Consider the following 13,911-nt stretch of genomic DNA (forward strand, 5'->3'; position numbering starts at 1 on the left):
TCAGGAGTAGGGAACATCTAGCGGGGCAGCGGCTTCTGCCTGCCGCCCATGTGGGCGCGGTCCGCGGCGGCCGTTCCGTCCTCCCAGCCCGCGTGGTCGGTGGCGCCGCGCAGCCGGGTCGTGGTGGTCCGGGGGAACATCTCCTCCGCCCGCGAGGTGACCGCCACGTCGCGGGCCACCAGGGCCGGCAGGTTGTCGGGGGCCTCCGCCGCCGTGTGCTCGGCGGTCTCGGCGAGCCGTTGGCCGAGCCGGCTGGCGTAGGCGAGCAGGAAGGACTGCCTGAAGGTCTTCGTCCGCTTGCGCCCGCCGGAGCGCTGCGCGGCCTCCGCGCGGGTCATCGCCGCCGTGCCCTGTACGAGCAGCGAGGTGTAGAGCAGCTCCACCGCCTCCAGGTCGCTCTCGAAGCCGACCACCGTGGAGAACTCGAAGCCGCTGTTCCACACCGCCCGGCAGCGGTTGGCGCCGGCCACCGCGTCGAGCAGGACCGCCTTCGCCTCCTCGTACGGCGCCTCGACACCGATCCGGCAGGCGCCGGGCACCTGGGCCGGGCCCTTGCCGCTCGCCGCCAGCAGCGCCTCGTCCACGGTGTGCCGGGCCATCAGCTCCTGGGCCTTGGCGCTGAGCGCCTCCGCCTCCTCCGGGAAGGTCGTCGCCTCGGCCTTGGCGAGCAGGGCCCGGATCCGGCCCAGCATGCGCGGCTCGATGTGGGCGTGCTCGGCGAGCGCGTCGGCCGGGTCGCCGGGCAGCGGACCCACCGGTTCGATCGAGGGCAGCCGGATCATCAGCCGCAGCACCTCCAGGAAGGCGGTGGCCAGCGTGAACCGGTCCGCCCGTTCCCGCTGCGCGAGCCGGTCGGCGTACTCCTCGTCGCCCGTCCACCACACCTCGGGGGCGCCCCAGCGCGCCGGGAGCCGGGCGTAGCGGCGCGCCTCGGCGGCGATCAGGTCCCCGGTGATCCGCAGGTGCCGCTCGTCGAGGTCCCGGCGGACCAGTCGCAACACGTCGGCCGGCTGCCAGCCCCGCTCCCAGCCCTGGCGTACGTACGCCTCCCCGCGCGCCAGCAGCTCCCGCCCGACCGCGGGCCAGCCGCCCTGGTCGGCGACGAGCAGCGACGCGCCGGTGTCCAGCCCGGCGTCGTCCTGGGCGTAGAGGGCGGCGGCGAAGGCTCGGTCGACGGTCTCGGCAAGGTCTCTCACACCTCTCAGCTTGGCATGTCCGCCTTCGCGTCCCGTTCCCGGCGGGCGGCCTCGATCTGCGGGCGGTGCGCCGGCGACCGGTCCGCGTCCAGCCCGCCGGCGTTTGAGGCGCGGGGGTCCGGGGGCAGCGCCCCCGCAACGGCGCCGCGCCGGACAGGCTCGCCGCACGGCCCGCCGCGCGGCCACTGTCAGACCCCGGTGGGAGACTCGCACCCATGAGCGACCGCACTCCCCGGTGGGCCCTCGCCGAGGACGGCGACGGGTGGTGGCACGCCGCGCCCGTACCCCCCGCCGGCGGAGTGCGGATGCGCGTGCGCGACCCCGCCGAGGCGGTGCGCGCCGCCCCGCCCGGCACGCGCTGGGTCTGGCGGTCCACCGCGGCCGTGTACCCCCGGCTGCTCGCCGCGGGCGTCCGCGTCGAGCGGTGCCACGACATCGAGGACGCCGAGCTCCTGCTCCTCGGCCACGAGGGCCGCTTCGGTGAGCCCCGCTCGGCGGCCGCCGCCTGGGCCCGGCTCACCGGCGGCCCCGTACCGCCCGATCCGCGCCCGCGCGCCGCCGGACCCCGCGCCCAGGACTCCCTCTTCGACCCGCAGCCCACCCCGGTCCCCCTGGACGCCCTGCTCGCCGTCCACGCCGACCAGGCGAAGCGGCTCGACGCCACCGCCCACCCCGACCGGATGCGGCTGCTCACCGCCGCCGAGTCGGCGGCCTTCCTCGTCGCCGCCGAGATGAACCGCGTGGGCCTGCCCTGGCGGGCGGACGTGCACCGCGCCCTGCTGACCGAGCTGCTCGGCGAGCGGTACGCGGGCGGCGGGGAGCCCCGGCGCCTCGCCGAGCTGGCCGACCGCGTGTCCGACGCCTTCGGCAGACGCGTGCGCCCCGATCTGCCCGCCGACGTGATCAAGGCCTTCGCCGGGGCCGGGATCAAGCTCAGGTCCACCCGCCGCTGGGAGATCCAGGAGCTGGACCATCCCGCCGTCGAGCCGTTGATCGAGTACAAGAAGCTGTACCGGATCTACACCGCCCACGGCTGGGCCTGGCTCGCGGACTGGGTCCGCGACGGCCGCTTCCGCCCGGAGTTCATCCCCGGCGGCACCCTCACCGGCCGCTGGGTCACCAACGGCGGCGGGGCCCTGCAGATCCCCAAGGTGATCCGCCGGGCCGTGGTCGCCGACCCCGGCTGGCGGCTCGTCGTTGCCGACGCCGACCAGATGGAGCCGCGCGTCCTCGCGGCGATCTCCCGCGACCCCGCCTTCATGGAGGTCGCCGGGGAGGCCTCGGACCTCTACACCGCCGTCTCCCGCCAGGGCTTCTCGGGCGACCGGGACAAGGCCAAGATCGCCGTGCTCGGCGCCGTCTACGGCCAGACCTCCGGGGACGGCCTGAAGAACCTGGCCGCGCTCCGCCGCCGCTTCCCCCGGGCCGTCGCCTACGTGGATGACGCGGCGAAGGCCGGGGAGGAGGGCCGGCTCGTACGGACCTGGCTGGGCCGTACCTGCCCGCCGCCCGCCGGCTCCGGCGAGGGGGACGAGGCCGGTGACGGCGGCGTCGACCCGGGCGAGGGGTACGGGGAGGGCGGGGCCGGGGCCCCTCAGCACCGGGACGACGGCTGGACCCCGAGCTACGCCTCCACCAACACCCGGGCCCGCGGCCGGTTCACCCGTAACTTCGTCGTCCAGGGCAGCGCGGCCGACTGGGCCCTGCTGCTGCTCGCGGCCCTGCGGCAGGCGACCGCCGACATGCGGGCCGAGCTGGTGTTCTTCCAGCACGACGAGGTGATCGTGCACTGCCCGGCCGAGGAGGCCGAGGCCGTCGTGGAGGCGATCCGGACCGCCGGCGAACGGGCCGGCCGGATCGCCTTCGGCGACACCCCGGTCCGGTTCCCGTTCACGACGGCGGTCGTGGAGTGCTACGCGGACGCCAAGTGAGGGGGGCCGGCGGGCGGTCAGTGGGTGGGCGCTCCCAGGTTCCAGTCCGGGGCGAGCGCGATCTGCCGCAGCTGCGCCATCGTCAGCGCGGGTGAGGGCCGGGTGGCCGCGCCGTTCTGGTCCGCCGTGCTGAAGGCGGTGACCAGCACGCGCAGCCCGTCCTCGCGCAGGGTGTCCACCTTCCACTGGGTCACGCTCTTGTTCTTCTCCCCAGGACCCGCCGTGACCTTCACCTTCGTGCCGTCGGACTCCGTGGTGACGGCCGGGTTCCCGGTGAAGCCCGGGGGGTTCGCGTGCGACTGGACGTTGATCTGGACCAGGGACTTGCCCTTGCCGTCGTCGAGCACGACGTAGCCGTACGTCCCCTGCCCGCCCTTGGAGACGATCGGGACGGTGATCCGGAACTGAGCCATCAGGTGCTCCAGGGCGTCCACGGCCTTGCGGTCCCGCAGGGCGATCGACTCCGGCTCGGGCGCCGGCTCGGGATCGGCCGGGGGCAGGGCGTTCAGGGCCGCGTGCCAGGTGTCCGAGGTGACCAGGCTCTTCAACTGCGCGACGGTCAGCGGCGGGTCGGTGCGCGAGACGGGGGCACCCTTGTCGGCCGCGGCGTTCCACTCCGACGCGTCGACCAGGAAGCCCTGCACGGTCACGAGCACGGCCCGCCAGACCTTGGTGTCCGCCCGGCGGTCCGGGTACTCGTACCCCTGGTGGAGCAGCAGCCTGGAGCCGTCCGGCAGCTGCTCGGTCCGGCAGTCGTCGTAGGTGTGCAGGTTCTTGTCCTCGCACTCGGTCTGCGCGCGGGACCGGCTGCCGAACGGGTCCACCCGCTGGAGGCTGAGGGAGACGGCCGCCGGGCCCTTCCCGTCGTCGTACACGACGCCGACCCTCGGTCCCAGCTCGTCCTGCGTGCCCCGCGCCGTGGGCTCGGTGAGCCGGCCGGCCGGCAGGAGCGACTTCAGGTTGCCGATCATCTGGTCCGCGCTGACCGCGGCGGTGCCGGTCCGGCGCCCGTCGGCCGGCGGGGTCGGCTGCGGCGCCGCGGCGTGGGCCGCGCCCCCGTCCCCGGAGCCGCCGAACAGGCCGCCGGAGTAGGCCCCCGCCGTGGCGATCAGGGCGAGGGCCAGCACGGATCCGCCGGCGACGGCCCGGCGGCGCGCCACCCGTCGCCGGCCACGTTCCTCGCCCGCGTCCGCCAGGGCCTCGGGGTCGGCCGTGAAGCCCTCCCCCGTGCGCCGGAGGGCTTCGGCGAGTTCGACTTCGACGGACATAGGGGCCAGGCCTTCCGTTTGCCGGGGGAGGTGAGCTGAGGGGAGGAGGTGAGCTGAGGGGAGGTGAGGGTCATCGGTCCACGAAGGCGGCGAGGCTGCCGCCCAGCTGCTCCCGCAGCCGGGCGAGCGCCCGCGAGGTCCGCGTTCGGACCGCCGCCGAGGAGGCGTTCATCGCGTCGGCGGTCTCCTCGACGCTGCGGTCCTCCCAGTAGCGCAGCACCAGCACCGCCCGGTCCTTGGGCTCCAGCCGCGCCAGCGCGTCCAGCAGCGTCGGCCGCTGCGCCGGATCTCCGCCGCCCGGCCCGGGTGCGCCCCGGCCGGGGTGCTCCCCGACCGGCCGCTCCCCCGCCGGCCGGCGGCGCCGGTGCGTGAGGAAGACCCGTACCAGCACCGTCTGGGCGTAGGCCGCCGGATTGTCGATCCGGGAGATCCGGCCCCACCGCTGGTACATCCGCCCCAGGGTCTCCTGCACCAGCTCCTGCGCGAGGTGGGTGTCCCCGCCCACGAGCAGACATGCCGACCGGTACAGGGGGCCCGAGCGGCCCGCGGCGAACTCACGGAACCCGTCCCTGCGCCCCTGGCGCATGTGCTCCCCCCTCGCGTCCGTCCCACCCCTGTGACGCGAGGACGGCGGAGAACGTTTCATCCCCCGCTCATCCCCCGCCGCTGTTCCCGCCGGTACTCCTGCCGGTACTCCTGCCGCAGGCCGGTCAGCCCAGGTCGTGGAAGTACACGTGGAACTCCTCACGGACGAAGCCCTCCGCCTCGTACAGCCCCTGCGCGACGGTGTTGTCGTACGCGGTCTCCAGCTGCACACCGGACACCCCGGCCTCGCGGGCCCGGCGCAGCACCTCGCGCAGCAGCGCCCGGCCGGCCCCGGTGCGGCGGCCGGCCGGGGCGACGTAGAGGTCGTTGAGGACCCAGGCGGTCCGCAGAGAGAGGGAGGAGAATCCGCGGTAGACCTGCGCGAAGCCGACCGTGCCGGCCTCCGGGACATCGGCGAGCAGCACCAGCGACTCGTCCTTGGCGATCCGCTCAGCCAGGAAGGCCCGCGGGGCGTCCGGGTCCTCGATGTCCACCTCGTAGAAGTCGAGGTAGCCGCGGAACAGCACGGCCGCCGCGTCGACGTCCGCCTCGCCCGCCGCGCGGACCGTGACCGCGGAAGCGTGGTCCTGCGCCGGGGGCCGGCCGTCCTTCTGTGCTGCCCGACCGTTCATGTGCATCTCCCTCAGGGGTGTTTCGCGCGTCGCGGACCGTGGTGGGTGGAGGGTGCCGAGCCGTCCGCGCCCCCCGGCGCCCTCGACTGCCTACGCTACGGCGGGAGTCGGCCGTGGCGAAGCACGGGGCGAAGGACGGGGCGCACACGCGACGTCGGCGGGCCCCGGGACCGAAGTCCCGGGGCCCGCCGCGCACATGCGGGGCCGGCCGGGCCCGCTCAGGACACAGGCTGGGCAGGGAGCGTGTAGATCCGGCCGGGGGTCACGATCTTGGTGATCGCCTCGCCGAACAGGGTGCTGGGCTCCTGGCCCTGGTACCCGATGTCCGTGTTGACCAGCACGACCAGCGTGGCCTTCGATTCCGGCAGGTAGAGGACCAGCGATCCGTAGCCCGGCAGTGAGCCGTTGTGCCCGATCCAGCCCTGGACGTTGAAGATGCCGAGGCCGTAGCCCGTGCCCGGGAGCGCGTCGACCACGTCGAGGCGCTGGGCCTGGGTGGCGGGGGTCAGCAGGGTTCCGGTCGCCAGGGTCTTCGCCCAGCTGCGCATGTCGGGGAGGTCGGAGATCATCGCGCCGGCCGCCCAGCCCCAGGAGGGGTTCCAGTCGGTGGCGTCCTCGACCTTTCCGGAGGCCGTCTGGTTCGTGTAGCCGTGGGCGTGCGGACTGGGGAACTCCGGGCCCGTGGGGAACACCGTGTGCTTCAGCCCGGCGGGCTCGACGACCTCCCGGTCGATGAACCGGTCGAGGGGGACGCCGCTGACCTTCTCCACCACCAGCCCGAGCAGGATCAGGTTGGTGTTGCAGTAGAAGAACTTCGCGTTCGGCTCGAAGAGCACCGGGTGCTTGAAGGAGTAGGCGAGCAGCTCCTGCGGGGTGAAGGGCCGGTCGGGATTGCTGGTCAGCGCCTTGTAGAAGTCCTCGTCCGCCGAGTAGTTGAACAGGCCGCTGCGCATGCCGGCCAGCTCGCGCAGGGTGATGCGGTCGCCGTTGGGCACGCCGGCGATGTACGTGCCGATCGGGTCGTCCAGACCGACCTTCCCCTGGTCGACCAGCTCCAGCAGGGCGGTCACGGTGAAGGTCTTCGTCACGCTGCCGATCCGCATGTTCAGGTTCGGGGTCATGGGCGCGCCCGTGGCCTTGTCGGCGATGCCGAAGGACCGTACGTAGTCACCCTTGCCCGGGGCCGACACGGCGACGATGACGCCGGGGATCTTCGCCTCCGCCAGCACGTTCTTGATCGCGGCGTCCAGCTGGCGGGTGACGGCGGGGGTCAGCTGTGCGAACCCGTCCGAGGCGGGTGTCGGGGTCGGTGCCGGGACCGTCGCCGCCGGCACGGGAGCCGCGGGCGCCGCCGCGTCCCGTGCGTGCACCGCGCCCGCCCCCGCACCCACGGACCCCGCCACGAGTACGGCCGCCGCCACGGCCACGGCGGCACTGCGCCGGAGTGTCGTCATGCCCGGCCTCCTCACCCCGCGAGCCAAGGAACCATCACTCCACGCTAGACCTGCGCACCCGGGCGGGCGACCGGAGCTGCCCGCGGCGAATTCGTCCAAAAATCTATTCTAGAAATATCTCCGGATCGACCAGACTTCCCCCATGACCGGTCGTACCTCCGGCCCATGGCCGGAACCCGACGAGCAGCGACCCGCCGGTTTCGGCCCGCCGCCCGCCCCGTTCGCAGCGCCCGCCCCGACCGCCCCGCTCGCACCGCACGCGCCACCCGCACCGTTCACCTCAGCCGCCCCGCGATCCGGCGGCCGGCCTCGGCCGTCCCGTCCCGTGGCCGCCGTCGGCGCCGCCCTGGCACTGCTCGCCGCCCTGCTCCTCATCGGCGGCGGCGCCTACCGCCTCACGGTCCGCGGCGGGCCCGTGCAGCCCCTGGCCGGGCCCTCCGGCTCGCCCTCGGTCGACCAGGGCGACGGCAAGGGCCCCGGCGGGGGACCCGACACCTACGACCCCAACGCGGGCATCCGGGCGGGCGAGGCCCGGGTCTGGCTGCGCGACAACCAGGCCGAGGTGGCCGGGGCGGGTGTCTCGCAGTACGGCCCCTGGCGCGTGGGCGACACCGTGGCCAGTGCCATCCCGAGCGGACTCACCGGCTACGCGGTCGCCGACGGCCAGGAGAAGTGGAAACTCCCGCTCCAGACCCCGCTGTGCGGGGTCCCGCCGGCCCCGTCCGCGCAGGGCAAGCTCGTCGTCGGGGTGAAGGAGAGCACGTCGGAGAGCTCGCGCTGCACCCACCTCCAGCAGATCGACCTCGCCACGGGGCAGGCCGGCTGGAAGATTCCGCTGCCGCCGGAGAACGACCGGGACACCACGACGCAGTTCGAGCTGGCGATCAGCGGCGACACCGTGGTCGTCGCCCGGTCGGCCCTCATGAGCGGCTTCTCGGTCACCGACGGCCACAAGCTCTTCGGCACGTCGAGCCCGAACGGCTGCTATCCGTCCGCCTTCGCCGGGGGCTCGCGGCTGATCGGAATCCGCCGCTGCCCCGACCCGAAGGACGTCCGCGCATCCGGACAGGAGATGGTCGAGGAGCTGGATCCGGCCACCGGCGCCGCGCGGTGGAGCTACAAGTACGCCCCGGACTGGACGGTGGGCCGGGTGCTCTCCGTCGACCCGCTGGTGATCGCCGCGCACCACAAGGACAAGAAGACCTGGAACCTCACGGCGTTCGCCGCCGACGGCACGGTCCGCTCACAGAGCACCCCGGCCTTCGGGGTCAGCGGCCGGTGCAACGGATTCGGCAACGCGAGCGGCTTCCAGGAGTGCTACGCCGCCGCGGCCGACGCCGACTCGCTCTACATCGGCGCGGGCAAGCCCGGCACCTCCCTCGACACCGAGGCCACCGGCCAGGTCGTCGCCGTCGACCTGAACACCGGCAAGGAGCGGTGGCGCACCGCCGAGCAGCCCAAGGGGCGCACCATGTGGCCGCTGGCGGTCGAGAACGGCAGGGTCCTCACGTACGTCACCCCCGGCACCAACGAGGCGGGGGCGGTCGTCTCCCTCGCCGCGGCCGACGGGGCCTCGCAGCCGGCCCTGCAGAGCCCGGCCGCGGCCCGCGGCGCCGAGGGCGTCTTCTACCCCCACGGCGTCCGCATCGCGTGGGCGGGCGGGCGGCTGTTCCTGCTCAACGGCCGGGTGAACAGCCCGGAGCCACGCAAGGCGAGCCGCGCGATCCTGTCCTTCGGCAAGTAGGGCAGCCAGGTACCAGGAGGGGCACCGTGCAGAACCCGTACCCACAGCCGAGTCACCCCGGCGGGCTGTACCGGCCGCCGCCCTTCGCGCCGCCGCAGGAGCCCGGCGGCGGCGGGCGCCCGATCAGCAGAGGACGGCTCGTAGCCGGGATCTGCGCCCTGACCGCCATGGCGGTCGCCGCCGCGGCGACCGGCGTCGTACTCGGCGTCCGCGAGAACCGGGCCCGCGCCTCGGCGGCCGCGGCGGCGTCGGCGGCGGACCCGGCGAAGCCGCTCGTCGCGGGCTGGAAGACCGTGATCAACCCCACGCACGGCACCGCCTTCGACGTCCCGCCGGGGTGGGAGGTCCTCGAACCCCAGGTCTTCAGCGGCTATGAGGACAGCAAGGACACGGAGAAGGTCCTCATCGGGCACACGGCCCCCGCCTTCTACAAGTCCCAGTGGTGCAGCATCGACGCGAACGGCGACGGCCAGGTCACGGACGTCCGGCTCGGCAATGTCGGCACCAAGGGCGCCGGCGGCGCCAAGGACCCCGCCGACATCGCCGTGAGGGAGGCGCCCACCTGGGTCTACGCCGCCTACACCCAGCCGGACAAGAGCGTGGTCACGGCGGACAAGCCGGTGGAGTACACCACCAAGTCCGGGGTCAGGGGGAGTTACGTCAAGGCGCGCTCCTCGGGCGCCCAGCGGCCCAACCGCTGCGCGGGCGACGGCCAGGCGGTCGTCTTCGGCTTCAAGAACTCCCGGGGCGACCTCGTCTCCTGGGACTTCTACGGCCGCACGGGCGTCCCGGGCGCCGTCGACGACGCCCTGATCATGCGCATCCTGAGCACGGTCCGGCTGGCCGGCGACCCGAAGGACCCCGGCCCCGGGCCGTGATCGCCCACGGCCGCCCGCCCACCGGCCCTAGGCGTGTCAGCCCTTCAGCAGCCGGGCCTCCGCCTCCTCGGACAGGCCGTCCGCCAGGGTCGGCCCGCCCTCCGGGACCGATCGCTGCCAGGCCCAGGTGTCGGTGACCGTCTCGGTGACCGGGCGGCAGACGAGGCCCGTGGCATGGGCCCGGGAGACGTCTCCCGCGTGGATCGCGGCGTGGAAGTCCGTGCCGGGCGGGGCCCAGACGGGGAGGTCGGTCCACGGGGAGAGGTCCGCGGCGGCGATCGCCTCGGGGGAGGTCCAGCGCAGTTCGGCGGCGGCGCCCGTGACGCGTACGCAGGTGTCCAGGAGTTCACCGATGGTGGTGTGGCCCGGCTGCGAGACGAGGTTGTAGGGGCCGTGCAGGGACGACTCCAGCGCGTTCAGCAGCCAGGTGGCCAGGTCGCGGACGTCGACGTACTGGAGCGGCGTGTCCCGGGGGCCGGGGGCCACGACCTCGCCGCCACGGGCGATGCGCGACAGCCACCAGGGCAGACGGCCCGCGTTCTCGCGCGGGCCCAGGATCAGGCCCGGCCGGACCAGCAGCGTGCGGTCCTCGCCGAACGCGCGCAGCACGGCCAGCTCCGCGCCCCGCTTGTCGGCCGCGAAGTCGGTCGCCTCCGCGTCCGGGTCGCCCGCGGCCAGCGGCCCGGACTCGTCCAGCCCGGCCGGCACCGGCCACGCGTACACCGAGCGGCTGGAGACGAAGGCATGGCGCCCGGCGCGCCCGGCCAGCAGGTCGGCCGCGTCGCGCACCACGGTGGGGGCGCCCGACCAGGTGTCGACGACCGCGTCCCACTCCCCCGTCGCGAGGGCGGCCAGACCGTCCTCGCGCGTACGGTCGCCGTGGCGGACCCGCACGCCGGGCGGGGCCGGGTGCTCGCCCCGGTGGAAGACGGTCACGTCCCAGCCCCGGGCGACCGCGCCCTCGGCGACGGCGCGCCCCGCGAAGTCCGTTCCGCCCAGCAGCAACAGCCTCATCCTGGTCCCTCTCCGTGGAGCTCGTGCGTCGTGTGGTGCGGCGCGCGAACGCCGCCGGGGCCCGTCCCGGCCGCCGGCGGCGTTCGCGGAGGAGCCCGGTCAGCGGGCGGTGCGGTCCCGGTACGCCGCGAAGCGCTCGGCGATCTCCTGGGCCCGTCCCTCGGCCTCCGAGAGCTTCATCTCGGCGCAGTCGTAACCGAGTTCCTCCTTCATGATCGCCATGGCGGAGGGTTCGAAGACGACGGTGCCGTCCGCGCGGATCTCGCTGATGCCGTCGTGCAGCTGCCCGGAGACGTTGATGGCGTGCGCCTGGTCCGCCGTCATGCCGTCGGGGAGCAGCGCGCGGAACTTGCCGTTCTCGATCGCCACCGGGTAGCCGCCGAGCGCCCCGTCCGCGCCGGGTGCGTGGACCACCGCGTCGCGCCCGTCGGCGAGCGGCTCCAGCACGCTGAGCGCGGAGGACGCGGTCATCGTCTGGCCGGGCAGGCCGCCGGTACGGCGGTACGCGCCGGGCAGCCGGTTCAGGAGCTCCGCGACGTCCAGCTCGCCGGTGACGTCGCGCCCGTCGAGCCGGATGCCGAGGCCCATGCCGGCGGGGCCGCTGTTGCCGGTGCGGGACAGGCGGTGAGAGACGTAGTGGTGGGCCACCAGGCGCACCTCGACGTCGGCGGTGCTGCGGCCGAGCTCGTCGGCGGCCACGGCGGTGATGCCCGGGACGTTGTTGGCGACGTTGCCGATGCCGATGTCCGGGGAGAGGCCGATCGCGGTGAGCGCGGGGTGCACGGCGTCGGGGTAGGCGGCGTTGACGACCAGGGCCTGGGTGCCGGAGAGGCGCACGGCCTCCATGGCCTTCATCACCGGGACCAGGTGCATGGGCAGCCACGGGCCGTAGTTGGCGGCGTAGACCCGCTGGAAGGCGTCCTGCTGGAGGGTGGAGATGACCCACCAGGACTGGTAGCTGACGGCCAGGAAGATGATGTCGGGGTCGAAGGCGGATATCCGCTCGGCGGTGCGCGCCACGTCCGTGATGTCGGTCTGCGCGTGGCTGACCTCGTTGGTGTATCCGCGCTGGACGCTGCAGAAACGCGTCAGGTTCGCGGCCTTCAGGACGGTCTCCTCGTCGCGGCCGACGAGCTGGACGTGGCGGGGGTTCGGGCTGTGCGCCAGCTCGTGGAAGACACGGCGGCCGATGTCGCCGGCACCCAGGACCATGATCTTGCGGGCGTTGTTCATGAGGTACCTCCGAAGGGTGCGGCAGCGGCGAAGGGGGCGGCGACGGGCGCCATCAGGTGGGCGTCGCGGACGAGCTGGGGCAGCAGGCGCATGGACGGGAAGGTGAGGGCGCCCTCCCGGTGGGGCGGGGTGGCCGGGTCGGCGGTGTACTGCAGGACCCGCATCCCGGCGGCCACGGCGGCGTCCACGCCGACCGGGCTGTCCTCGACCACGACGCACTCGTCGGGCGTGACACCGCAGCTCTCGGCGGCCCAGCGGAAGAGCTTCGGGTCGGGCTTCCAGGCGTCGGCGTCGTACGCCGAGAAGAGCCGGTCGCCGAAGTGGTGCAGGATGCGGGCCTTCTCCAGGCGGCTGCGCATGATGGCGAGCGGGCTGTTGGAGGCCACGCACATGCGGTCGCCGACGGCGGCGGCGAGCTGTTCGAGGGCGTACGCGACGCCGTCGATGGGCTCGATGCGGTCGCCGATCAGCTCCTCGCACCGGGCGCGGGCGATCACCATGGCGTCCTGCGGCGGGGCGTTGCCCGACAGGTCCGCCATCAGGTCGAAGCACTCCTGCATCTTCTTGCCGGAGAACAGCTCGTCCCGCTGGTCCTTGTCCAGCCGCAGGCCCATCATCTCGCCGACGTGGGCGATCCCGCCGTTCTCGGCATCCTGCGTGTCGACGAGGACGCCGTCGAGGTCGAAGACGACGAACTCGGCCGCTCGTACGGGGAACTCACTCATAGTCGATCCAGTCCACGCTCTCGATGGCGGCGACGGTCGCGGCCAGTTCCTCATGGGTGGCGGCGGAGCCGATGACGGCCGCCGTGTTGCCGCGCGCGCCGATCCGCCAGTCCACGTCGGCGCCGGGCTCGGCGAGGACGACGACCCGGTCGACACGGGCGAGGCGGCGCAGCGCGGAGACGCCCCGGATGGCGCGCACCCGGCGGGCGCCGACGGGCGGCACGGTCAGGTAGTGGAAGGCGATCGGCCCGCCCTGCTTGACCTCGGGGGTCTCGTACGGGAGGCCGAGCGCGGCGGCGACCGCGACGTACGCCGGGTCGGAGGTGCCGGAGCGGACGGCGAGGTCGTCGACCCAGGCGCCGAGCCGGCCGTTGACCTCGATGACCCGGGGGCCGTCGGCGGTCAGTTTGATCTCGACGTCGGCGACGCCGTGGATGTTCAGGGCGCGCACCGCGCGGCAGGCGAGGTCACGGACCTCGCGCTCCTCGGCCTCCGGCACGACGGAGAAGCCGCCGTAGCCACCGCGCTCGCGGAACGGCTCGGCCAGGGCGAACTTGCTGGTGACGAACACCGGCCGGACGTCGTCGCCGTCGGCCACGCAGTCCACCGCGATGTAGTCGCCCCAGGGCGCCGGGGTGGGCCGCCCGACCAGGAGCTCCTCCAGCATCACGGCCGTCTCGGCGGGCCCGCCGTCCGAGCCGGTGAAGATCGTGGCGAGGGCGGCCCGGCACTCCTGCGGGGTGGCGACGGCCTGCGTGTTGCGGCTGGACGCGCCGATCACCGGCTTGATGATGGCCGGCAGTCCGACGTAGGCGATCGCCTCGTCGGCCTGGGCCGGGTCGGTCAGGGTGCGGAAGCGCACGCTGTCGACGCCCGCTTCGGCGAACCGCCGGCGCTGCAGGTCCTTGTGGGTGATGGCGTCGACGTCGGCCGGCCGGTGGTAGCGCAGGCCGAGCGCCTCGGCGAGCCGCACGGTGGGGGCGATCTGGAACTCGCTGAAGGTGATGATGCCCGCCGGGGCGAGCGCGCGCAGCGCCTCCTCGGTCTGTGCCTCGGTGCGGCCCGCGGTGTTCACCACGGTGCCGACCATCTCCAGGGTCGGGATCATCTCCTGGGCGTGGGCGGTGTCCGCGGTCACGAACACCAGATCACAGCCGGCCTGCCGGGCCGCCTCGGCGAGCCGGGTGGGTGCGAGGCTGCCGGCGTCGTAGACGACGAGCAGCACGGGGTTGGCGGGGTTCGCGGTCATGG

12 protein-coding genes are annotated in these 13,911 nt (G+C 74.2%); 3 read left to right on the plus strand and 9 right to left on the minus strand.

Annotation, left to right across the window (positions count from 1 at the left end; translation table 11 throughout):
- Positions 1-17: 17 nt before the first annotated feature.
- Entirely contained in the window at positions 18-1,196 is a 1,179-nt protein-coding gene (locus ACZ573_RS16355) for a DUF2786 domain-containing protein (RefSeq protein WP_471304272.1), read from the minus strand.
- Between the two features lie 215 nt (positions 1,197-1,411).
- On the opposite strand from ACZ573_RS16355, the gene ACZ573_RS16360 reads away from it, so the two are divergent.
- Positions 1,412-3,127, plus strand: coding sequence for a bifunctional 3'-5' exonuclease/DNA polymerase (locus ACZ573_RS16360; protein WP_471304274.1), 1,716 nt, complete (start codon positions 1,412-1,414; stop codon positions 3,125-3,127).
- Positions 3,128-3,144: 17 nt separating this feature from the next.
- On the opposite strand, the gene ACZ573_RS16365 is transcribed toward ACZ573_RS16360, so the two are convergent.
- The 4 genes from ACZ573_RS16365 to ACZ573_RS16380 all read right to left on the minus strand — a co-directional run bounded on the left by ACZ573_RS16365 (position 3,145) and on the right by ACZ573_RS16380 (position 7,066).
- Positions 3,145-4,395 carry a hypothetical protein gene (locus ACZ573_RS16365; protein ID WP_471304276.1) on the minus strand — a complete coding sequence of 417 codons (1,251 nt, stop codon included), beginning with the start codon at positions 4,393-4,395 and terminating at the stop codon, positions 3,145-3,147.
- 70 nt (positions 4,396-4,465) lie between these two features.
- A complete protein-coding gene (locus ACZ573_RS16370; protein WP_471304279.1) occupies positions 4,466-4,981 on the minus strand; it encodes a SigE family RNA polymerase sigma factor in 516 nt (171 codons plus the stop codon).
- A gap of 124 nt (positions 4,982-5,105) precedes the next feature.
- On the minus strand, positions 5,106-5,612 hold the full coding sequence (locus ACZ573_RS16375) for a GNAT family N-acetyltransferase (RefSeq protein ID WP_471304281.1): 507 nt from the start codon (positions 5,610-5,612) through the stop codon (positions 5,106-5,108).
- Positions 5,613-5,830: 218 nt separating this feature from the next.
- On the minus strand, positions 5,831-7,066 hold the full coding sequence (locus tag ACZ573_RS16380) for a serine hydrolase domain-containing protein (RefSeq protein ID WP_471304283.1): 1,236 nt from the start codon (positions 7,064-7,066) through the stop codon (positions 5,831-5,833).
- A 142-nt stretch (positions 7,067-7,208) separates the two neighbouring features.
- Here ACZ573_RS16380 and ACZ573_RS16385 point away from each other — a divergent pair, with 142 nt between their 5' ends.
- Positions 7,209-8,810, plus strand: coding sequence for an outer membrane protein assembly factor BamB family protein (locus ACZ573_RS16385; protein ID WP_471304285.1), 1,602 nt, complete (start codon positions 7,209-7,211; stop codon positions 8,808-8,810).
- A gap of 26 nt (positions 8,811-8,836) precedes the next feature.
- Positions 8,837-9,688, plus strand: coding sequence for a DUF8017 domain-containing protein (locus tag ACZ573_RS16390; RefSeq protein WP_471304288.1), 852 nt, complete (start codon positions 8,837-8,839; stop codon positions 9,686-9,688).
- A gap of 36 nt (positions 9,689-9,724) precedes the next feature.
- On the opposite strand, the gene ACZ573_RS16395 is transcribed toward ACZ573_RS16390, so the two are convergent.
- The 4 genes from ACZ573_RS16395 to ACZ573_RS16410 all read right to left on the minus strand — a co-directional run bounded on the left by ACZ573_RS16395 (position 9,725) and on the right by ACZ573_RS16410 (position 13,909).
- Positions 9,725-10,702, minus strand: coding sequence for an NAD-dependent epimerase/dehydratase family protein (locus ACZ573_RS16395; protein WP_471304290.1), 978 nt, complete (start codon positions 10,700-10,702; stop codon positions 9,725-9,727).
- Between the two features lie 99 nt (positions 10,703-10,801).
- Entirely contained in the window at positions 10,802-11,935 is a 1,134-nt protein-coding gene (locus ACZ573_RS16400) for a hypothetical protein (protein ID WP_471304292.1), read from the minus strand.
- Complete coding sequence (locus tag ACZ573_RS16405) at positions 11,932-12,660, minus strand: HAD family hydrolase (RefSeq protein WP_471304294.1); 729 nt, start codon at positions 12,658-12,660, stop codon at positions 11,932-11,934. Before ACZ573_RS16405 ends, ACZ573_RS16400 begins: the two co-directional genes overlap by 4 nt.
- Positions 12,653-13,909 (minus strand): ATP-grasp domain-containing protein, encoded by a 1,257-nt coding sequence (locus ACZ573_RS16410; protein WP_471304297.1) that lies wholly within the window; start codon positions 13,907-13,909, stop codon positions 12,653-12,655. Before ACZ573_RS16410 ends, ACZ573_RS16405 begins: the two co-directional genes overlap by 8 nt.
- Positions 13,910-13,911 lie beyond the last annotated feature (2 nt).

Source organism: Streptomyces sp. NPDC040545, assembly GCF_055595065.1.